Source organism: Candidatus Pelagibacter sp. PS_40 (assembly GCF_059417765.1).
In genome coordinates, this window is sequence record NZ_CM182064.1 from 45,104 (window position 1) to 65,261 (window position 20,158).

Consider the following 20,158-nt stretch of genomic DNA (forward strand, 5'->3'; position numbering starts at 1 on the left):
TACTGGAGAGGTGGCCGAGTGGTTGAAGGCGCACGCTTGGAAAGCGTGTATGGGGGAAACTCTATCATGGGTTCGAATCCCATTCTCTCCACCATTAAATAAACTTTATTTATCAGACAGTTATTTAGGTATTTTATGATTTTCTTGTTAAGATAAATCAGCATTTTTTTAAAAAAATGTTATAATTTTTCTTTTCCAAAATTAAAAAAATGACAAATAAAAATACATATCAGGCAGACTCCATTAAAGTTTTAAAAGGTCTTGAAGCTGTTAGAAAAAGACCAGGAATGTACATTGGTGATACTGATGATGGAACTGGTTTGCATCATATGGTCTATGAGGTTGTTGATAATTCTATAGACGAAGCTTTAGCAGGACACTGTAAAAATATAGATATTAAAATAAACTCTGACGGAACAATTACAGTTAGAGATGACGGTAGAGGAATACCTGTTGATATGCATAAGGGCGAAAAAATGTCTGCTGCAGAGGTTATTATGACTCAGCTCCATGCTGGAGGAAAATTTGATCATGATTCATACAAAGTATCGGGTGGTTTACATGGTGTTGGAGTTTCAGTTGTAAATGCATTATCAGAAAAATTAAAATTAGAAATCGACAGAGATGGAAATAGATATTTTATCGAATTTAAAGATGGAGCCTCAAAAGCACCTCTTAAAGTTATAGGAAAATCAAAAGAAACTGGAACGCAAATAACTTTTTTACCATCAAAAGAAATATTTTCTTCAATTAAATTTACTCCAAATATAATTATTAAAAGAATGCGTGAACTTGCATTTTTGAATAAGGGAATAAAAATAACTGTTAACGATTTAAATCAAAAAAAAGAAAAAATAATTGTATTTAAGTTTGATGGAGGAGTTTTAGAATTTGTTGATTTTTTAGACGAAAAAAGAGAAAAACTTGTAAATAAAACAGGTAATGATTTATTTAAGAAGCCTATTTATATTGAAGGAAAAAAAGATAATATTGAAATTGAATGTTCTTTAAAGTGGAATGCAAGTTATGGAGAAGACATCTATCCATATACAAATAACATTTATCAAAAGGATGGTGGTACCCATTTATTAGGATTTAGGAGTGCCCTTACTAGAGTCATTAATAAATATGCTACAGAACATAATTTATTAAAAAAAAATAAATTAACTATTTCAGGAGACGATATTAAAGAGGGTCTTACATGTGTAATTTCAGCAAAGATACCTGATCCTAAATTTTCTTCTCAAACAAAAGATAAGCTTGTTTCATCAGAAGTTAGAATGATTGTAGAAAGTATTGTTAGTGAAAAACTTTCAATATGGTTTGATCAAAACCCAACTTTATCTAAGATTATTTTAGCTAAAGTAATGCAGGCAGCTCTTGCAAGAGACGTTGCTAGAAAAGCTAGAGAAAATGTTAGACGTAAAGGTGCTTTAGAATTAAGTGGATTACCTGGAAAATTAGCAGATTGTCAAATAGGCAAACAAGAAGGAACAGAATTGTTTATTGTTGAGGGAGATTCTGCGGGTGGTTCTGCTAAACAAGGAAGAAATAGGTCAAATCAAGCTGTTTTACCCCTTAGAGGTAAAATTCTTAATACCTATGTGGAAGAGATTGTTCTTAAAAAAAATAGCAATAGAGATGGTAGCGAACATAGAACAAAATCTTTAGCAAAAATGATGTCATCTAATGAGGTTGTGACTTTAATTAATGCACTTGGCCTTGATCCAAAAGTTGAAGATATTGATTTGAAAGATTTAAGATATGGAAAAATTATTATCATGACTGATGCTGATGTTGATGGTTCTCATATACGAGCATTATTACTAACATTCTTTAACAATAAGCCATTTAATAAACTAATTGAAAATGGACATGTTTATCTTGCACAGCCGCCTTTATTCAAGATCAATAAAGGAACAAAAGGCATTTATATAAAAGATGAAAAAGAGTTAGAAGATTATATTTTAAAGAATAACAAAGAATTACAAAAAATTAAAAAAGGAACAAAAGAATTCACTAAAGCTTATGAAGATGAAAAATCTAGAATGAGCATTCAAAGGTTTAAGGGATTAGGAGAGATGAACCCAGAAGAGCTATGGAATACTACGTTAGACCCTGAAACAAGAAATTTATTACAAGTACAATACTCAAAAGATACAAAAAAAGATCAAGATTTAATACACACATTAATGGGTAATGATGTTGCATTGAGAAAAGATTTTATTGTTTCAAATGCAATTAATGTTCAAAATCTAGATATTTAATAATGAAGTTTTTCGAAACTTCTAAATATTTTTCATTAAAAAAATCAACCTACATCAATCTAAGATGGATTGCTATTATTGGCCAACTTATAACAGTTAATATTATTTATTTTGTTTTTGATTTTAGATTTAATCTAATTTTAGAAAATTTGATAATTTTGATTGGAGCGCTAAGCAATCTTTATTTAATCTATATTAATAAAAACACACAACTGTCAGATAAAATAGCATTTCTTTTTTTATCTATTGATATTTTACAACTGAGTTGTTTGATTTATTTAACAGGTGGAATTATAAATCCTTTTTCAATTTTTTTGATTATCCCGGCTATATTTTCATCATCTAATTTAGGTTTTAGGAGCAATTTATTCTTAGTTAGCTTCACAGTTTTAGTGATTATTTTTCTTACTTTTTTTAATCAACCTTTGCCCTATCCAATTAAAGAACATTTTCACGTAGACAGCTATTATTACTATTCAATTCCAATCGCATTAATTATTGCTTTAATTTTTTTAAATTATTTTGCATTAACCTTTGGATCAGAATCTAGAATAAGGAAAGAGGCACTAAATAAAATGGAAGAAATCATGTCAAAAGAACATGAGCTATTATCATTAGGAGGGCAGGCTGCTGCTGCTGCACATTCATTAGGTACACCGTTTTCAACAATGAAGATTATCTCCACTGATTTATTGGAACGATTTAAAGATAATGAAGATGTTAAAAAAGATATTGAGTTATTATCCAGTCAATTAGAGAGATGTAGTGAAATTTTAAAAAAATTAACATTAAACCCAATAATCGAAGATAACTTTATTGATCGTGATTTAACAATAGCCGAATACGTGAGTGAAATAGTCAAGTCATTCCAAGAAACAAGTAAAAAAGATTTTATTGTAAATTATGATCAAAATTCAAATCCACTAAATATAACTAAATCAATAGAAATTGTTTATGGACTAAGAAATTTTATCGGTAATGCAAATAAGTTTTCTGAAAATAAGATTTTTATTAATATAAAAAGTGATAGTGATTTCACAGAAGTTATGATTGAAGATGATGGAGAGGGATACCCAAAAGATGTTTTGAGTAAAATTGGAGAGCCTTATATTAAATCTTTTAAGTCTTCAATAAAATCTAAATCTGGATTAGGTCTTGGAATTTTTATAGGCAAAACTTTACTTGAAAAAAATTATGCAAATATTCTATGCAGAAATTCCCAAACAAGAAGTGGGGCTGAAGTAAGTATTAAATGGAAAAATGAAGATCTTTTAAAACTTTAATGTAGTTTTTTTTTATTTTCAAATAAGCCACTCAATTGTGAAACCATAACATCTCCAAGTTCATGCACATCTGTTATTTTAATAGCTTTATTGTAATATCTAGAAACATCATGCCCAATACCGATAGCTAAAATTTCAACGTCACTCTTAGTTTCTATAAATTTAACCATTTTTTTTAAATGTTTTTCTAAAAAATCTCCTGAATTAACTGATAAAGTTGAGTCGTCAACTGGGGCACCATCTGAAATAACCATCAGTATTTTCCGCTCTTCTTTTCTTTTTTTAATTCTATTATAGGCCCACGAAATAGCTTCCCCATCAATATTTTCTTTTAATAATCCTTCTTTAAGCATTAAGCCTATATTGTTTTTCGCCTGCCTCCACTGTGTGTCTGCACCTTTATAAATTATATGTCTTAAATCATTTAATCTTCCAGGATTTTTTGGTTTATCATTCTTAGTCCAAGCTTCTCTGCTTTTACCACCTTTCCAATTTTTTGTTGTAAAGCCTAAAACCTCTACTTTTACTGAGCATCTTTCTAAGGTTCTAGATAATATATCTGCACAAAGTGCAGCAATTGTTATTGGCCGACCTCTCATGGAACCAGAATTGTCTATTAACAAGGTTACGATTGTGTCCTTAAAATCAAGATCTTTTTCTTTCATAAAAGATAAAGAATTATAAGGATCCATAATTATTCTAGTTAATTTTGAGCTATCTAATAAACCTTCTTCTAAGTCAAACTCCCATGCTCTATTTTGTTTTGCAAGGAGCTGCCTTTGTAGCTTGTTAGCAAGCTTAGTAATTAAATCTTGAAACCCGACAAGTTGTTGGTCTAAATTTTTTCTTAATTTTTGTGTTTCTTTTATATCTTCTAATATTTCAGCTTTTGCAATTTCATCAAATTCTGTGGTGAATACTTTGTAATCTTGATCAATATTATCAATATTTGTTTTTTGTAAAACACTTTCTGCACTCTCTTTTAAAGAATCCGAGTCTTCTAATTGCTCTTCCATCTGCTGGTCGCTTAGATCAAAGCCAGCATCTAAACTAGTCTGGCTATCATCTTGATTATTTTCTTCCTCTTTGTCATCAGACTGGCCGTCATTATCGTTCTCTGATTTATTATCTTGCTCATTTTCTTGTTCATCGTTTTCTTCATTATTTTCTTCATTATTTGAAGCAAAGACATCCATATTCTCTAAAATTTCTGAAAATTTTAAACTATAATTATTTTGATCTTCCAAATTTTTACTTAAAAAATCAAAATGTTTATCAATAGATTCGTCAAATTCTTTCTTCCAAAAATCTAACATTTTTGTAGACACATCATTGAGCTCTAATTTAAAGAATTTGTTTAACATATATAATTCAAAAGCTTCATTCACAGGAACATCTTCTTTATTTTTTAATTGTTCTTTACGATTAGAAAGTATTTTTTGGTTATAATTTTCACTTAAATTTTTTCCGACTCCTTTAAGCATTTTGCCGCCAAGAAGTTCATACCTGATTTTTTCAGCAATATTATATAAAGATTTACAAGAAGGATTATTAGGTAGGTTTTTATTAAATATTTCTTTATTTGAAAATTTTTTCTTTAAGGCTCCAGAGTCAGTTTCTGCTCTTAGTTTAACAAAATCGTTTTTATTTGATAAATTGGTTACATCAAAAAAATCAGTTTTTTTATTACTTAAATCTTTATCTAATTTTTTAACATCTAATTTATAATCTTCAGAAATTACTTTAGCTGTAGAAATTAATGCTTGTTTAAATTGCTCTTTAAAATTGTTTTCTTTTGAGCTCATTTAGATCTGAATATTAACCATCGACTCTGGTAAGTCTTCTCCAAAACATCTCTGATAATATTCAGCTATTGTATTTTTTTCTATATCGTCACACTTATTCAAAAAAGTGACCCTAAAAGCATAACCTGTGTCTTTGAAAATTTCAGCATTTTCAGCCCAATGAAGTACCGTCCTTGGACTCATTACGGTTGATATATCTCCAGCTATAAAGCCTTTTCTAGTTAAAGATGCAACTTTAATCATGTTAGAGATTTTTTCTTTACCTTTTGGATTGTTTAAATTTTTATTTTTAGCAAGAACGATTTCCATTTCTCTATCAAGACTAAGATAGTTTAAAGATGTTACAATATTCCATCTATCCATCTGCCCTTGGTTAATTTGTTGAGTACCATGGTACAATCCTGTTGTATCCCCTAGACCAACTGTATTTGAAGTCGCAAATAATCTAAAAAATTTATTTTGTTTTATAACTTTATTTTTATCTAAAAGAGTGAAATTACCTTCAGCTTCCAACACCCTTTGAATAACAAACATCACGTCTGGTCTTCCTGCATCATACTCATCAAAAACAAGTGCAACAGGGTTTTGAATGGACCAAGGTAAAATACCTTCTTTAAACTCAGTAATCTGTTTTCCATCTTTTACAACAATTGCATCTTTTCCAATAAGATCAATTCTACTTACATGACTATCTAAATTCACTCTAATACAAGGCCAGTTTAATCTAGCTGCGATTTGTTCAATGTGAGTAGACTTTCCTGTACCATGATAGCCTTGAACCAAGACACGTTTATTAAAAGCAAAACCTGATATGATAGCAAGGGTAGTATCTCTATCAAACTTATAATTTTTATCTATTTCGGGAACGTATTCACTTCTTTTAGAGAAAGCGTCAACTTCCATATCTGAGTCAATTCCAAAACTTTGCTTTAAAGACATTTTAATGTCTGGCTGTATGTTTAAATTAGGTGTCAATTTTTTCCTTATAAGTATTTTTTAGCTGAGTATAAGCTAAAGTAATTAATTTAAGTTTTTCTTCGTATTCTTTATTTCCCAAATTAATATCAGGGTGAAATTTTTTGACAAGAGTTTTGAACTGATCTTGTATTTGTTCCCATTTTTGGCCAACTGAAACACCTAAAATACTAAAAGCTTTAATATCATTAGCATCAAATTTGAATTGATTCATGTGGTTATATTCACCTCTAAGTTTGGTTTTATCAAACTCATCTTTTAACGTATTGTTCCACAGAACTTTAAAAAAATTATCTGAAGAGCTAAAGCTTTGAGTGGGTTTATGCCAGGTCATGTCAGACTTTAAAAAATCAAATACCTGCTCATCATCCATTCCTTTAAAATAATTCCAATTTTTATTAAATTCTTTAACATGAGTTAAGCAAAGCAATCTGTAGCGTTTGCTATTATCTTTTTCAATTGGTGCCTTATATTCACCAGTATCAAAGCAATTATTCCAATCACAAATATTTTTCATGCTGTATAGTAATAAATTATTATTTATGAATATAAACGAATTAATTAAAATTGTTAAAAATAAACTTGAAGCAAAAATTGTTATACAGGATCTTAAAATCGAAGATAAAAGTTTTTTACATAAAAATCATAAAGGAAATCAAGAAGGAATGTTCCATCTAAAATTAATTATTAAATCTGAAGAGCTTAAAAAATTAAATAAGATAGTATCAACCAAGAAAATCTATAATATTTTAGATCATGAGTTGAAAGAACACATACATTCTATTCAAATACTACTTAGTTAATTCTTTTTTTAAAAAGAGATTAATAGTTTTTTCATTAAACTGTAATTTGTAAACTGGAGAACCTATTCTTTTAAGCAAAACCAGACTAATTTTCTTTGTATTATTTTTTTTATCTTTTTTCATAAAAGATAAAATTGTATTTAAATTTTTTATTGAAAAGAATTTATTAATATCTCTTGGAAGATTTAGGTCATTTAAGTGACCATCAATTAATTCAAATTCTTTTTTATTTAAAATTTTATTTAATAAACTAAATCTAGCAGCAGTTTTAACACCGAGGATAACTGCTTCACCATGATTTAATTTTGCTGAATAACGCAGTGTTGCTTCAAAGGCATGAGCAAAGGTATGTCCAAAGTTTAGTATTTTTCTTATACCTAATTCTTTTTCGTCAGCCTCAACTACTTTTTTTTTAATCAAGCAGCTTTGATGAATAGCTGTTTGTATAAAGGGACTTTTTAATTGGAGAATTTTTTCTCCATTTTTATTTAAAAAGTAAAAAAATTTTTTTCCATTAATAAGTGAGTGTTTTAAAATTTCACCATAGCCACATACAACTTCTCTTTTTGGTAAAGAGTTTAAAAAGTTAGTATCTGATATAACTAGACTAGGTTGATAAAATGAGCCAATTAAGTTTTTACCATATTTGGTGTTTACACCTGTTTTGCCTCCGATTGATGAGTCGACCTGTGAAAGTAGTGTAGTTGGTATATTTACAAACTTTAAGCCTCGCTTAAAAGTACTTGCTGCAAAGCCTGATACATCACCAGTAATACCACCACCAATAGAAATTAAACAATCATTTCTATTAAAACTTTTTTTTAAAAGAATTGATGTGATTTCATTGACACTTTTTAGATTTTTATTTTTTTCACTCGCATTAAAATAATGAATTGAAACAGATCCTTTTGGTAAAGATTTTAAAGTATCTTTTACTAAATTTTTTGGAATATTTTTGTCAATTACTAGAAGACATTGATTAAAATCAATAGAATTTTCTTTCAAAAATTTATTTACTTTTTTTAAAATATTATTTCCAATAATAATTGAATATTGTCGGCTGTTGGTGTTAACTTTTAATTTAATTAAGCTCATATGTTTTTATTATTGTTTTAACTATTTCATTTTTTGTTAATTTATTACAGTTTATTTTAAAATTAGCTTTTGAATATACTTTCTTTCTTTTATTAATAATGGCTTTAATTTCAAGATCAGTTGAATTTGAGGCTAAGGGTCTTTTTTTACTACCTTTAATTCTTTTAATTAAAATTAAATCATCCCAATCGAGCCAAAAAGAAAAATGATTTTTTAAAATATCTTTTCTTATCTTGTCATTAATAAAACTGCCCCCACCTAAAGAAACAACAACTTTTTTATGTTTTAAAGACTTAATAGTTATTTTTTCTTCTAAATTTCTAAAGTATGCCTCGCCATTTACTTTAAATATTTCTGAGATGGTCATACCAGCATGTTCTTCAATTAAATTGTCTATATCAATGAATGGAATATTCAATTTTTTGGAAACCATAGCCCCAATAGAAGATTTGCCTGACCCCATCATACCTAAAAAAACGAGGTTTTTATTTGAATTCATAAGCTTTCTTTATTGAAAAAACACAAATATGTCTTAATTTGAAATTACTAAAGAATATATGCAATTTTCAAAAAACACAAGTAATCGGAGTGGTAAAAGTTTATTAATCAAAATAGTATTTGTGTTAATTATTTTTATTGGAGCCATAGTACTACTTGGTAATATTGAATTTCCATCTCCAAATAAAGACATTGAAAAAATCATCCCTAATGAAAAACTTAAAATTGTTAAGTAAGAACTATTTTTTAGTTATATTATTTTCTTTATTTTTTGGTTTTGCAACCAACTCACAAGAACCAGTGGATATCTGGGAAGTGGGAGAAAAAAAACCTAAAGAAAACTTAATCTTAACAGAAGATGAATTAGAAAAAAATATTCCCCAGAATAGTATTTATGATATGCAATCCCAAAAAGAAGTGGAATTAAGCATAGAAGAAACGCAAACTTTAATTTCAAAAGAAAAAAAATTAATCGGAATTTATGACCCTGCAGAAAATGGGTTGGATATTAATATGTGGTCCAATTCTAATGGAGATCAAATTTTAAATATCTTTAAAAGAATAGATAAATTGGAACTTTCAAGAGATGCTGCAGAGATTTTGGATGTTTTATTATTAACAAATGCACATTATCCAGAAATGAATATTTCAAAAGAACAGTTTTTAGAAATTAAATCAAAGTGGCTTATTAAGCGCTCAAACTTTGACTTGATTGAAAAATATTTATTAAATAATGAGATTATTAATGAGCATCCAAAACTTACCAAACATTTAGTAGATCATTATTTGTCTCAATCAGATGTTGAAAAAGCTTGTGAAATTTTTTCTAAAATTAATGAACCGATACAAGATTTATATTTATCTAAATTCAACATTTATTGCTTAATTAATAATAATAAAAGAGATGAAGCTCAATTGCTTATCGATCTTCAATTAGAATTAGGCATTGCAGATAAGTTTTTTAATAAAAAAATTGATTATTTAATGGGGTATAATACAGAACCAGCAACAGAAGTTTCAGAAAAAACAATTTTAGATTTCCATTTATCTCACAGAACGAACCCAGAATTTAAATTTGAACCAAAAAATACTACATCCAGGCAAATATGGAAATATCTATCAACTTCAAATCTATTAGATGATATCAGTGATATTGAGCTTACAGATATAGAGAAAATTACGAGCATTGAAAAAGCAACACATGAGGGAAATTATGCAGAAAAAGAATTATTTGAACTTTATAAGAGATTTCAATTTAATATTAATCAATTATTAAATATTAAAGAATCAACAAAAGTACTCTCAAAAACAGAAACAAGAGCGCTAATTTATCAAGGAATTTTAATTACTACTGAAATTGAGAATAAGTTACAGTTAATGAACGCCCTCAAAAATTCTTTCAAGAATGACGGTATTGAAAATGCATTTAATATAGAATTAAAAAATTTTTTAAAAAATATAGAAGAGAACAAGGTGCCTTCAAATTTTACAACATTTTATCAAAATAATTTAGGTAATGAAGAGACAGAACAAGCAAATATTAAAATAAATAATAAAATTTTACATCAATCAAAATTAATAAATTATTTAAAATTAGAAAAATCTAAAAATGATCCCACAAAAGATATAAATGATTTCTTAAAAAAGATAAAAAAAGATAAAAAATATTTTTTTTCTAAAAAAGATGTAATTTTAGTTGAGACCTTCAAGTCTGATGGTGTCAAGATTTTAGATAAGTATGATGATTTATACCAAATAAACGATTCAGAAATACCATCTGATATTCAAATATTTGTTAACAGCGGTGATATGGCTGCTGCATTGCTTAGAATTGTTGAGGTTATAGGGCAGGACAGCTTAAATGCTATTGATGAGGATACGTTATACTTTATTATAAGCACACTTAATCAGCTAAATGCGGATCCACTAAGAAATAAAATACTCTTTAAAGTTCTTCCTTTAAAAGTTTAAAATTTATACTAAAATAATCAACCATAATGTCAGTTAAACCAATTTTAACAGAACCAAATAAACTATTAAGGCAGATTTCTAAACCAGTTAAAAATGTTGGTGATGAAGAAAGAAGACTTATGGATGATATGTTGGATACTATGTATGCAGCACCAGGAATAGGTCTTGCAGCAATTCAAATAGGGGTACCAAAAAGAATTATAGTAATGGATATAAGTAGAGATGAAGACAAAAAGGAGCCAAGATATTTTGTTAATCCAGTAATCAAAAATAAAAATGATATAACGTCAAAATATGAAGAGGGTTGTTTGTCAGTTCCTGATCAGTTTGCTGAAATAGAAAGACCAAATGAATGTGAAGTTGAATATTTAGATTACAATGGGAAAAAACAATTATTAAAAGCAGATGGATTATTGGCAACTTGTATTCAACATGAAATGGATCACTTAGAAGGAGTTTTATTTATAGACTATTTATCTAAATTAAAAAAATCTATGATAATTAAAAAACTCTCTAAGATTAAGTCGAATAGAATAATCGTTTAAATGACAAAGAAAATTGTCTTCATGGGTACACCATTTTTTGCTGTACCAATTTTAAAATCTTTATATGAAAAAAATTATATAATATCTGCTGCGTATACACAGCCACCAAAAAAATCTCAAAGAGGTCAAAAAATAAATAAGTCGCCAATACAAAGTGTAGCAGAAGATTATAATATAGATTGTAGAACACCAGACACATTAAAAGCAAATAAAGAAGAATATGAATATTTAAAACAACTAGATTTAGATTTAGTAATTGTTGTGGCCTATGGTCAAATAATACCCAAAGAATATTTAAATCTTGCCAAAAAAGGTTTTATAAATATTCACGCCTCCCTTCTGCCAAAGTGGAGAGGTGCTGCACCCATTCAAAGGTCTATTATGAATTTAGAGAAAGAAACGGGAATTAGTATTATGAAAATAGGAGAAAAACTTGATACTGGTCCAGTTGGCAATAGTTATAGAATAAAAATTAAAAATAGTGATAATGCAGAAACAATATCAACTAAACTTTCAATTTTAGCTTCAGAAAAAATCATAGAAAATGTAGAAAATATATTTGAAGATAAATTAACATTTAAAGAACAAGATGAGACAAACGCAACCTATGCTTCTAAAATTGAAAAATCAGAGGGTGAAATTAAGTGGAATGATAATGCAGAAAGTATTATTGGAAAAATAAACGGATTATACCCAAGCCCTGGGGCCTTTTTTATTTTTAAAGATGAAAGATACAAAATTTTAAAAGCAGAATTAGGAAATAAAAGCGGTGAGATAGGTGAAGTAATGTCCAGTGATTTAGAAATCAGCTGCGGTAACCAAAAATCTATCAAAATTATTGAAATTCAAAGACAAGGAAAAAAGCCTCAAAATATTAATGAATTTGTTCTTGGTTCTCAAATTACAAAAGGCTCAAGAATAACAAATGTTTAGATATCAAGTCTTAATAGAATATATAGGAACTAATTTTGTTGGTTGGCAAATACAATCTAAAGGAAAATCAATTCAAAAAGAAATACAAGTCAAGTTATCAAAATTTTTAAAAGAAAAAGTGGTTTTGATAGGATCTGGAAGAACAGACGCAGGCGTTCATGCAATAGAGCAGTCAGCTCATTTTGATTGCAAAAAAGAAATTCAAAATTTAGATAAGTTATTAAAATCAATTAATCATTTTATAAATGATAAAGGTATTTCTGTTATAGCAATTAAAAAAAGAAGTCTAAAATTTCATGCACGACATTCAGCCAAACAAAGAATTTATAAATATATAATTTTTAATAGATTAAGTAAGCCTTCTCTTGAAAAAGAAAGAGGTTGGCACATAATCAAAAAATTAGATATTGAGTTAATGAAAAAAGGGGCAAAAAAACTTTTAGGTACTAAAGATTTTTCTACTTTTAGAGCATCAAGCTGTAATGCAAAAAGTCCAATCAAAACTATGAAATCTGTTAAGATTAAATCAAAAGATGGAAGAATTGAAATACAATTTAAATCACAATCATTTTTACAACAACAAGTACGATCAATGGTAGGTAGTTTAAAATACTTAGCTGAAAATAAATGGGATTTAAAAAAATTTGAATTTGTTATTAAATCAAAAAAAAGAATTCTTTGTGCACCACCAGCACCTGCTGAGGGATTATTCTTAGAAAAAGTTATTTACTAGTTTTTTGTCGGCCAATACTAAATTTTTTATTAATTCTCCATCTAGATTCTGCTCTAACAATATAACCACAACAATTTTTTGACTTACATTTGCATGGAAACTGTTTGTAATCTTCATCATAACCAAAACCATAATCGGCTGTAATCTCTTCACCTTTTTTAATATCTTTTATAGCAACCACCCATAATTTTAAACCTGTCCCGTTATAATCGCAATTATTAGAACAAGAGTGATTTATTAAACGTGCTGTGTTCCAAGAAACATCTCCATCCAAGTCATATTTTTTATTCAAATTAAATAAATAGATGGGCTTTGCATTATCAAACTTTTGTGATTCTTCTGTTTGTTTCTTAGTGATAATTTTACCCACATAATCAATAATTCTAGTACCTTTTTTGATATCTTTTGCAGCATATAGGCCACGACCTTTTTTATCGATGTCAGATTTTTTAATTTTGTAAAGTTTCATTGTGAGTTCTTTAATGCGTATTGAGAAATTATCAATTAAATTCTAGTAAAGCTTTTACATGCATCTCAGTGCTTTCTTGAAGTGCTTGTAGATCGTATCCACCTTCTAAAATTGACACTACCTTTCCATCACAATATTGTTTTGATAACTCGAGTGTTCTTTTGGTAATACTATAAAAATCTTTTGACTCTAATTGAAGTTGTGCCAATGGATCATCTTTATGAGCATCAAACCCTGCAGAAAGTAAGATAAATTCAGGTTTAAACTCTTTAATTTTATTAAGTACAAATTCATAAGCATTTAAATACTCTTCAGAAGTTGTTCCTGCTGGTAAAGGAATATTTAATATATTGTTATGTTTTCCTTTTTCATCTTTAGTGCCTGAGCCTGGGTAATAAGGGTATTGATGAGTAGAAATATATAAAACTTTTTCATTATCATAAAAAATATCTTGAGTGCCGTTTCCATGATGCACATCAAAATCAATAATTGCTATTTTTTTAAGTTTATATTTATTTATAAGATAATTAGCTCCAACAGCGACATTATTATAAATGCAAAAACCCATAGCTTTATTTTTCTCTGCATGATGCCCTGGAGGTCTAACGGCACAAAAAGCATTTTTAAAATCTTTATTTTGAACACCATCAATAGCTGTTATAATTGAACCTACAGCATCTGAGGTCGCATCCTTACTCCCAGGGGAGACTATTGTATCTCCATCTAAAAAAGATAATCCTTTTTCAGGAAAAGATTTTTCTACAAAATTTATATAATCAGAATTGTGCGTTATTTCTAAAAGTGATCGGTCAAATTTTGAAGGTTTTTTCCAAACTAAATCTTTATTATCTAACTTTTTAAAGTTATTGATAACTACTGTAACTCTATCAATTTTCTCTGGATGACCGTCGCCTGTATTATGATTTTGATAAGTGCCAGAGGTTATTAAACCAGTTTTCATTTAAAATAATTTTCTAAAATATTATAATATATTTTAGTCAATTTTTTTAGATCTGAAATAGACACTGCCTCATCTACTTTGTGCATTGTTTTACCTACTAGACCAAATTCTAAACATGGGGCAATTTTTCTAATAAATCTTGCATCAGAAGTTCCACCGGTTGTAGACAGTTGAGGTTTAATTTTTGTAATTTTTTTTATTACATCTCGAATCATATAAGTTGTTTTATTGGGCTTAGTTAAAAAAGCTTCACCTGATACACGGTATTCAACTTTAAAATTAGATTTATCTTTTTTAGTAATTTTTTTGAAAATTTTATTCAATCTATTCTTTAAGCTAGAAGACGTATGTTTATTATTAAATCTTATGTTAAAGGTAGCTCTTGCAAGGCCTGGAATAACATTATCAGCTGTATTATTGATATTAATTTTAGTTACCTCTAAATTTGTAGGCTGAAAGTCTTTTGTTCCTTTATCAAATTTTATTTCTTTTATTTCATTTAGTATTTTTATTAATGAAGTCGATGGATTTTTAGCACGATGAGGATATGCAACATGACCTTGAGTTCCAATTATCGTTAATTCAACATTAATACTTCCTCTTCTACCTATTTTAATCATTTCACCAAGTTTATTAGGGTTTGTTGGCTCACCAACTAAGCAAAAATCTATTTTTTCTTTTTTCTTTTTTATGTAATCAACTACTTTTTTAGTACCATTAATTGCAACACCTTCTTCATCACCAGTAATTAATAAACTAATAGATCCATTAATTTTTTTATTAGTTAATACATAGTTGTTTACAGCAATAACCCAGCTTGCAATTGCACTTTTCATATCATTAGCACCTCTACCAATAAGATGATTTTTTTTAATAGCTGGACTAAAAGGCTTAATCGTCCAATCTTGTATATTTCCGGGAGGCACTACATCCAAATGACCAGCAAACATAAAGTTTGGTTGAGAATTACCTAATCTTGCATATAGGTTTTTAACTGGTTTAGAATTTTTATCTTTAAACTCTAAAATCTTACATTTAAATCCAATAGTAGTTAATTTTTTAGCTAAGAATTTCATTACCCCAGCATCAACTGGTGTAATGCTTGGAAATCTTATTAGCTCTTTAGCTAATGTGATTTCATTGTAAGTTGGCATTTAGTCTCTTAATAAGTCGTTAATAGAAGTTTTGGATCTAGTTTTTTCATCAACTTGTTTAATAATTACTGCACAATATAAAGCAGGACCTTTACCATCTTTACTAGGAATGCTACCTGGAACTATTACTGAGTATGGTGGAATTTTTCCATAGATTACTTCACCAGTTTCTCGATAAACAATTTTTGTAGATTGACCAATAAATACACCCATAGATAATACAGATCCTTCTCCAACAATTACTCCTTCAACTATTTCTGAACGAGCTCCAATAAAGCAATTGTCTTCGATGATAGTAGGGTTAGCTTGCATTGGCTCTAATACACCTCCAATTCCAGCACCACCTGATATGTGACAGTTCTTTCCTATTTGTGCACAAGACCCTACAGAAGCCCAAGTGTCCACCATAGTTCCTTCATCTACATAAGCTCCAATATTTACAAAGCAAGGCATTAGTACTGCATTCTTTCCAATAAAAGATCCTTTTCTAACTGGAGAATTTGGAACCATTCTAAAACCAGCTTTTATATGATCTTCCTTAGTCCAATTTGCTGTTTTACCTTTTAATAAATGAGATTTATCATACCAACTACTATACGGGCCGCTTAATGAATCCATATCATGAGTTCTAAAACTTAACATTATTGCTTTTTTAACCCACTGATTAACTACCCACTCATTACCATTTTTTTCAGCAACTCTTAGCTCACCTTTATCAACAAGTTCAATTGTTTGGTTGATAGCATCTAATATAGATTTATCAGATTGACCATTTATGGAATCTTTATTTTCCCAAGCTGTATTAATAATGCTTTCAAATTCTTTCATAGTTTTATTTTATCTTTAGTAGGTTAGTTTTATTGTGCTTTTAATATATTAATTTCTTGAAGAAAAGAAGGCAAGTTCTTAATCTTATAATCAATATATGGTTTATCGGCATCTTTTTTTGCAAATACTTCATCATTCTCAAGCCAACAAGTTTTCATTCCTAAATTTTTCGCTTGTTCTAAATTATGAGCGATATCTTCGATTAATATTGATTTTGTTGGATCAAGCTCAAATTTTTCTACTATCTTTTTATAAGGTTCAATTTTTGGTTTTGGAATAAAATTAGCATCAACAATATCAAATGCTCCATCAAACAAACCATCTATACCTAGTTGTTTAGTTACATTTTCAACATGAGCGTGAGAACCATTAGTAAAAATATATTTCTTTTCTTTTATTTTAATTAATTCTTCTCTTAATATCTCATCTTTAGGAAGCCAGCTAATATCAATATCATGAACAAATTCCAAAAATTCATGTGGATCAATTTTATCGTGACTCATTAATCCAGATAATGTCGTTCCATATTCATAGAAGTATTTTTTTTGAATTTCTCTTGCTTTAATTAAATCGACATTAAATTTCTTTGAAATAAAAGAAGACATCTTTTTATCAACTTCAGAAAAAACCTTTGTTTGTCCAGAATACAAAGTATTATCTAAGTCGAATAGCCAGTATTTAGTATCAATTAAATTTTTCATTCTCTAATTAAAGTTCCTGAACCTTTATCAGATAATAGTTCAAAAAGGAGTGAGTGATTTTTTCTTCCATCAATTATTACAACTGCCTTAACTCCATTACTTGCAACATCTAGACAATTCTTAATTTTAGGTATCATTCCACCAGAAATTACTTCTTGATCAATTAATTCATTAGCTTTTTTAGAATTAATTTCAGGGATTAGTTTTTTTTCACTGTCTAATACGCCCTCAACATCACTAATAATCATTAATCTTCTAGCTTTTAGTTCAATTGCAATCGATCCTGCAGTAGTATCTGCATTTATATTAAAGGTCTGATTATCTTTATCCACACCTAAGGGTGCAATGACTGGTACTTTGTTTGCTTTTATTATTTCAGTTAAGAACTCTTTGTTAATCCCAGTAGGCCTTCCCACAAATCCAAGGTCTTTGTTTTCTTGTACGACAGTAATTATATTATTTTCTTTTGAGGTAATTCTTTTTGCTTTGCTGTCTAACTCGTTTAAAGCTTCAACAATCTCTTTATTAAATTCGATTAATACATCCTCAACTATGTTGATCGTATCTTTATCAGTAACTCTTAGTCCGTTAATAAAATTGCTTTTAATATTAACTTCTAAAAGCTTACTATTAATTCTTTTTCCACCTCCATGAACAATTATAGGATTGAAACCAAGTTTTTTTAAAACGACTACATCTTCAATAAAAACTTTAAATAATTTTGGATCAACTAAAACACTGCCACCACACTTAATGATAATAAATTCATCATTATATTTTTCTAAATATTTTTTTACTTCTTCAACTGTTGGGCCATCTTTGGGTAAGATATTTATTAATTCTTCTTCTCTTAACGATGACATTTATGTTGTTTTGATAGTCATTTTTCTTTGAACAATATATTGTTGTATCATTGTGAAGATGTTGTTGAAGCTCCAGTAGATAACAAGACCTGCAGGAAATGGTGCAAGAATTACAGTTAAAAAAACTGGGAAAAACATAAATATTTTAGCCTGTATAGGATCTGGTGGCGTTGGGTTTAGTTTCTGCTGTATCCACATTGTGATACCCATAATGATAGGCCACGCACCTATTAATAAGAAAGAAGGTGGATCCCAAGGAATTAAACCAAAAACATTGAATAAAGATGTTGGATCTCTATCACTTAAGTCATGTATCCATCCATAAAATGGCATGTGTCTCATTTCAATGGTTACAAATAATACTTTATATAGCGCAAAGAAAACAGGAATCTGAACCAGAATAGGAAGACAACCACTCATTGGATTAACTTTTTCTTTTTTATAAAGAGCCATCATTGCTTGTTGCAATTTCATTTTGTCATCCTTGTGTAACTCTTTTAGACGAGCCATTTCAGGTGCTAATAACTTCATTTTTCCCATAGACTTAAAACTAAAATTGGCAAGAGGAAAGAATGCCAATCTAATGCAAATAGTGACAGCAATAATTGCTAAACCGTAATTACCAAGTAATTTAAAGAAGTAATCTAATACAAAGAACAAAGGTTTTGTGATGAAGTACATAAAGCCCCAATCAATCGCTAGATCAAATTTGTTGATATCTAAATTTTCAGCATAACCATCAATGACATTTACTCTTTTAGCAGCAACTATAATTTGAATTTTTTCTTCAATGGAACTGTTTGCTTTAACCTCAATACCTTTGGTAGATATGTAATTTGCTCTGAATTTATTTTTATAATCAAAAGTTGTTTTAAACTCCTTACCCTTTGGTGGTATAACTGATGTAACCCAAAACTTGTCTGAAATAGCAACAAATCCATCTTGTGCGATTTGAGTAAACTTTTTTTCTTGGATATCGTCGTAATCTTCCTCAATTAATTCATCATCAAGTACAGATAAAAACCCTTCATGCAAAATATAAAAGCCAGATATCTCTGGTATCTTATTTCTAATTATTTGCCCATAGGAGTAAAAATTATAAGATTTATCTGACGAGTTAATTATTTTTTCTTTTACAGTAAATAAAAATTGATCATCTAGACTTATATGTTTCTCAAATGTAATCCCTTGAGTATTAGTCCATGTTAGTTTTATAGGATTATTATTGGTTAACCTTTTATTTCCGGTAGTTTCCCAGACGGTAGAAGCATCAGGTATATCTATATTTTTATTAGTGCTTACAAAGCCACTTTCAATTAAATAACCATCTTCAACATTTCTTGGGCTTAATAAGGTTATTTTTTCATTTCTATTAAGTTCAATATTGTACTCTTTAAAAGTCAGATCATCTATCGCCGCACCCTTTAAAGAAATTGACCCAACAACACTTCCATTTTCAAATTGAATTCTATCATTTTCTTTTAAAGCATCTGCTCTTGAAAGTTTTGAAAAATTTTCATTTTTATCTAAGCTAGGAGTGTCTTCATTATTTTCAATTTTATTTTGTTCAGCTAGATTTTTTTTAATAGTTGCAGGGTCAGGCTGAAAAAAAAGAGAGTATAAAATAATTACCGCTGCTGATAAGGATATTGCTGCGATTACGTTTCTAGTATCCATTATTTCTTAGCCTTGAATTCTTTATTTACTGGATCAAATCCTTCACCACCACCCAACATTTTAATGGGGTGACATGAAAATATTCTTTTAGTACTTTTTGAGATTGCCTTAACAAGCCCATATGTTCTTAAACATTCAATTGTATATTCTGAGCAAGTTGGAAGATATCTACACGAAGGAGTTAAGTAGGGGCTAATAACCATTTTATAAAATTTGATCAGGCCAATTAAAATGTTTGATATAATATTCATTACTTAATCTTTTCTATGTCTTGGAATAAAGTATCTTTTATTATCGCATATTCATTGTTTAGCATAGTTATTTTCGCAATCACAAGGTAAGAATAATTAAAGTTTATAGACACTTTTTTTATAGCTTCGTTCATTATATTTCTTAATCTTCTTTTAATTTTATTTCTCTTTACAGCACTACGGATTAGTTTTTTTTTAGCTACAAAGCTAATATTTAGTTTTTTATTATCTTTATCTGCAAGAGGACCAAAAAAGAGAGTGATATATTTATTTGAGATTTTTTTTTTCTTAAGTAAATTTTTAAAATCTTCGTTTTTAGAAAGAGCAACAATTTTGCTTTTCATTT

22 protein-coding genes and 1 tRNA gene are annotated in these 20,158 nt (G+C 28.5%); 9 read left to right on the top strand and 14 right to left on the bottom strand.

The window, feature by feature from the left end; genetic code table 11:
- Positions 1–4 precede the first annotated feature (4 nt).
- From AC5SLW_RS00210 to AC5SLW_RS00220, 3 genes are all read left to right on the top strand, one after another.
- Positions 5–94: transfer RNA gene (locus AC5SLW_RS00210), tRNA-Ser, on the top strand.
- Between the two features lie 115 nt (positions 95–209).
- A complete protein-coding gene (locus AC5SLW_RS00215; RefSeq protein WP_494575160.1) occupies positions 210–2,267 on the top strand; it encodes a DNA gyrase subunit B in 2,058 nt (685 codons plus the stop codon).
- Positions 2,268–2,269: 2 nt separating this feature from the next.
- On the top strand, positions 2,270–3,550 hold the full coding sequence (locus tag AC5SLW_RS00220) for an ActS/PrrB/RegB family redox-sensitive histidine kinase (RefSeq protein WP_494575162.1): 1,281 nt from the start codon (positions 2,270–2,272) through the stop codon (positions 3,548–3,550).
- Here AC5SLW_RS00220 and AC5SLW_RS00225 read toward each other — a convergent pair.
- The 3 genes from AC5SLW_RS00225 to AC5SLW_RS00235 are packed head-to-tail and all read right to left on the bottom strand — an operon-like array spanning position 3,547 to position 6,847.
- Positions 3,547–5,355, bottom strand: coding sequence for a cobaltochelatase CobT-related protein (locus AC5SLW_RS00225; RefSeq protein ID WP_020169020.1), 1,809 nt, complete (start codon positions 5,353–5,355; stop codon positions 3,547–3,549). The genes AC5SLW_RS00220 and AC5SLW_RS00225 overlap by 4 nt on opposite strands.
- The gene (gene cobS, locus AC5SLW_RS00230) at positions 5,356–6,330 is read right to left on the bottom strand and encodes a cobaltochelatase subunit CobS (protein ID WP_494575164.1); all 975 of its coding nucleotides are present in this window, start codon (positions 6,328–6,330) and stop codon (positions 5,356–5,358) included. It lies immediately after the preceding gene.
- On the bottom strand, positions 6,320–6,847 hold the full coding sequence (locus AC5SLW_RS00235) for a J domain-containing protein (RefSeq protein WP_027306804.1): 528 nt from the start codon (positions 6,845–6,847) through the stop codon (positions 6,320–6,322). The genes cobS and AC5SLW_RS00235 overlap by 11 nt, the downstream gene beginning before the upstream one ends.
- A gap of 25 nt (positions 6,848–6,872) precedes the next feature.
- Between AC5SLW_RS00235 and AC5SLW_RS00240 the strand changes: the two genes are divergently transcribed.
- The gene (locus AC5SLW_RS00240; RefSeq protein WP_230470851.1) at positions 6,873–7,133 is read left to right on the top strand and encodes a BolA/IbaG family iron-sulfur metabolism protein; all 261 of its coding nucleotides are present in this window, start codon (positions 6,873–6,875) and stop codon (positions 7,131–7,133) included.
- On the opposite strand, the gene aroB is transcribed toward AC5SLW_RS00240, so the two are convergent.
- Both aroB and AC5SLW_RS00250 read right to left on the bottom strand, forming a co-directional pair.
- Complete coding sequence (gene aroB / locus AC5SLW_RS00245) at positions 7,122–8,228, bottom strand: 3-dehydroquinate synthase (RefSeq protein ID WP_494575167.1); 1,107 nt, start codon at positions 8,226–8,228, stop codon at positions 7,122–7,124. The genes AC5SLW_RS00240 and aroB overlap by 12 nt on opposite strands.
- Entirely contained in the window at positions 8,215–8,727 is a 513-nt protein-coding gene (locus AC5SLW_RS00250) for a shikimate kinase (RefSeq protein ID WP_494575169.1), read from the bottom strand. The genes aroB and AC5SLW_RS00250 overlap by 14 nt, the downstream gene beginning before the upstream one ends.
- A gap of 58 nt (positions 8,728–8,785) precedes the next feature.
- Between AC5SLW_RS00250 and AC5SLW_RS00255 the strand changes: the two genes are divergently transcribed.
- From AC5SLW_RS00255 to truA, 5 genes are read left to right on the top strand one after another with little or no spacing between them, the layout of a single operon-like run.
- Positions 8,786–8,962, top strand: coding sequence for a hypothetical protein (locus AC5SLW_RS00255; protein ID WP_494575171.1), 177 nt, complete (start codon positions 8,786–8,788; stop codon positions 8,960–8,962).
- Positions 8,937–10,697, top strand: coding sequence for a hypothetical protein (locus AC5SLW_RS00260; protein WP_494575173.1), 1,761 nt, complete (start codon positions 8,937–8,939; stop codon positions 10,695–10,697). Before AC5SLW_RS00255 ends, AC5SLW_RS00260 begins: the two co-directional genes overlap by 26 nt.
- Positions 10,698–10,723: 26 nt before the next feature.
- A complete protein-coding gene (gene def, locus AC5SLW_RS00265) occupies positions 10,724–11,242 on the top strand; it encodes a peptide deformylase (protein WP_494575175.1) in 519 nt (172 codons plus the stop codon).
- Positions 11,243–12,175 carry a methionyl-tRNA formyltransferase gene (fmt, locus tag AC5SLW_RS00270; RefSeq protein WP_494575177.1) on the top strand — a complete coding sequence of 311 codons (933 nt, stop codon included), beginning with the start codon at positions 11,243–11,245 and terminating at the stop codon, positions 12,173–12,175.
- Positions 12,168–12,908 carry a tRNA pseudouridine(38-40) synthase TruA gene (gene truA / locus AC5SLW_RS00275; protein ID WP_494575179.1) on the top strand — a complete coding sequence of 247 codons (741 nt, stop codon included), beginning with the start codon at positions 12,168–12,170 and terminating at the stop codon, positions 12,906–12,908. The genes fmt and truA overlap by 8 nt, the downstream gene beginning before the upstream one ends.
- Here truA and AC5SLW_RS00280 read toward each other — a convergent pair.
- The 9 genes from AC5SLW_RS00280 to rnpA are packed head-to-tail and all read right to left on the bottom strand — an operon-like array spanning position 12,898 to position 20,156.
- On the bottom strand, positions 12,898–13,377 hold the full coding sequence (locus AC5SLW_RS00280) for an SET domain-containing protein (protein WP_006997444.1): 480 nt from the start codon (positions 13,375–13,377) through the stop codon (positions 12,898–12,900). The two genes, truA and AC5SLW_RS00280, sit on opposite strands and share 11 nt — an antisense overlap.
- Before the next feature lie 31 nt (positions 13,378–13,408).
- Complete coding sequence (locus AC5SLW_RS00285; RefSeq protein WP_271741904.1) at positions 13,409–14,338, bottom strand: histone deacetylase family protein; 930 nt, start codon at positions 14,336–14,338, stop codon at positions 13,409–13,411.
- Positions 14,335–15,492 carry a succinyl-diaminopimelate desuccinylase gene (dapE, locus tag AC5SLW_RS00290; protein WP_494575182.1) on the bottom strand — a complete coding sequence of 386 codons (1,158 nt, stop codon included), beginning with the start codon at positions 15,490–15,492 and terminating at the stop codon, positions 14,335–14,337. The genes AC5SLW_RS00285 and dapE overlap by 4 nt, the downstream gene beginning before the upstream one ends.
- Positions 15,493–16,320 carry a 2,3,4,5-tetrahydropyridine-2,6-dicarboxylate N-succinyltransferase gene (dapD, locus tag AC5SLW_RS00295; RefSeq protein WP_006997441.1) on the bottom strand — a complete coding sequence of 276 codons (828 nt, stop codon included), beginning with the start codon at positions 16,318–16,320 and terminating at the stop codon, positions 15,493–15,495.
- Between the two features lie 29 nt (positions 16,321–16,349).
- On the bottom strand, positions 16,350–17,021 hold the full coding sequence (locus AC5SLW_RS00300; RefSeq protein WP_271480464.1) for a pyrimidine 5'-nucleotidase: 672 nt from the start codon (positions 17,019–17,021) through the stop codon (positions 16,350–16,352).
- Positions 17,018–17,884 (bottom strand): acetylglutamate kinase, encoded by an 867-nt coding sequence (gene argB / locus AC5SLW_RS00305; RefSeq protein ID WP_494575185.1) that lies wholly within the window; start codon positions 17,882–17,884, stop codon positions 17,018–17,020. The genes AC5SLW_RS00300 and argB overlap by 4 nt, the downstream gene beginning before the upstream one ends.
- A complete protein-coding gene (gene yidC, locus AC5SLW_RS00310; RefSeq protein WP_494575187.1) occupies positions 17,885–19,561 on the bottom strand; it encodes a membrane protein insertase YidC in 1,677 nt (558 codons plus the stop codon). It abuts the gene before it with no gap.
- The gene (gene yidD / locus AC5SLW_RS00315) at positions 19,561–19,812 is read right to left on the bottom strand and encodes a membrane protein insertion efficiency factor YidD (protein WP_271480469.1); all 252 of its coding nucleotides are present in this window, start codon (positions 19,810–19,812) and stop codon (positions 19,561–19,563) included. The genes yidC and yidD overlap by 1 nt, the downstream gene beginning before the upstream one ends.
- A complete protein-coding gene (gene rnpA, locus AC5SLW_RS00320; RefSeq protein WP_011281733.1) occupies positions 19,812–20,156 on the bottom strand; it encodes a ribonuclease P protein component in 345 nt (114 codons plus the stop codon). The genes yidD and rnpA overlap by 1 nt, the downstream gene beginning before the upstream one ends.
- Between the last annotated feature and the right edge of the window lie 2 nt (positions 20,157–20,158).

What these genes read in the sequence shown, in the direction of transcription:
- AC5SLW_RS00215 (WP_494575160.1), top strand. Translation starts at nt 210, where the DNA reads ATGACAAATAAAAATACATATCAGGCAGACTCCATTAAAGTTTTAAAA.
- AC5SLW_RS00220 (WP_494575162.1), top strand. Translation starts at nt 2,270, where the DNA reads ATGAAGTTTTTCGAAACTTCTAAATATTTTTCATTAAAAAAATCAACC.
- AC5SLW_RS00225 (WP_020169020.1), bottom strand. Translation starts at nt 5,355, where the DNA reads ATGAGCTCAAAAGAAAACAATTTTAAAGAGCAATTTAAACAAGCATTA.
- AC5SLW_RS00235 (WP_027306804.1), bottom strand. Translation starts at nt 6,847, where the DNA reads ATGAAAAATATTTGTGATTGGAATAATTGCTTTGATACTGGTGAATAT.
- AC5SLW_RS00240 (WP_230470851.1), top strand. Translation starts at nt 6,873, where the DNA reads ATGAATATAAACGAATTAATTAAAATTGTTAAAAATAAACTTGAAGCA.
- aroB (WP_494575167.1), bottom strand. Translation starts at nt 8,228, where the DNA reads ATGAGCTTAATTAAATTAAAAGTTAACACCAACAGCCGACAATATTCA.
- AC5SLW_RS00250 (WP_494575169.1), bottom strand. Translation starts at nt 8,727, where the DNA reads ATGAATTCAAATAAAAACCTCGTTTTTTTAGGTATGATGGGGTCAGGC.
- AC5SLW_RS00255 (WP_494575171.1), top strand. Translation starts at nt 8,786, where the DNA reads ATGCAATTTTCAAAAAACACAAGTAATCGGAGTGGTAAAAGTTTATTA.
- AC5SLW_RS00260 (WP_494575173.1), top strand. Translation starts at nt 8,937, where the DNA reads ATGAAAAACTTAAAATTGTTAAGTAAGAACTATTTTTTAGTTATATTA.
- def (WP_494575175.1), top strand. Translation starts at nt 10,724, where the DNA reads ATGTCAGTTAAACCAATTTTAACAGAACCAAATAAACTATTAAGGCAG.
- fmt (WP_494575177.1), top strand. Translation starts at nt 11,243, where the DNA reads ATGACAAAGAAAATTGTCTTCATGGGTACACCATTTTTTGCTGTACCA.
- truA (WP_494575179.1), top strand. Translation starts at nt 12,168, where the DNA reads ATGTTTAGATATCAAGTCTTAATAGAATATATAGGAACTAATTTTGTT.
- AC5SLW_RS00280 (WP_006997444.1), bottom strand. Translation starts at nt 13,377, where the DNA reads ATGAAACTTTACAAAATTAAAAAATCTGACATCGATAAAAAAGGTCGT.
- AC5SLW_RS00285 (WP_271741904.1), bottom strand. Translation starts at nt 14,338, where the DNA reads ATGAAAACTGGTTTAATAACCTCTGGCACTTATCAAAATCATAATACA.
- dapE (WP_494575182.1), bottom strand. Translation starts at nt 15,492, where the DNA reads ATGCCAACTTACAATGAAATCACATTAGCTAAAGAGCTAATAAGATTT.
- dapD (WP_006997441.1), bottom strand. Translation starts at nt 16,320, where the DNA reads ATGAAAGAATTTGAAAGCATTATTAATACAGCTTGGGAAAATAAAGAT.
- AC5SLW_RS00300 (WP_271480464.1), bottom strand. Translation starts at nt 17,021, where the DNA reads ATGAAAAATTTAATTGATACTAAATACTGGCTATTCGACTTAGATAAT.
- argB (WP_494575185.1), bottom strand. Translation starts at nt 17,884, where the DNA reads ATGTCATCGTTAAGAGAAGAAGAATTAATAAATATCTTACCCAAAGAT.
- yidC (WP_494575187.1), bottom strand. Translation starts at nt 19,561, where the DNA reads ATGGATACTAGAAACGTAATCGCAGCAATATCCTTATCAGCAGCGGTA.
- yidD (WP_271480469.1), bottom strand. Translation starts at nt 19,812, where the DNA reads ATGAATATTATATCAAACATTTTAATTGGCCTGATCAAATTTTATAAA.
- rnpA (WP_011281733.1), bottom strand. Translation starts at nt 20,156, where the DNA reads ATGAAAAGCAAAATTGTTGCTCTTTCTAAAAACGAAGATTTTAAAAAT.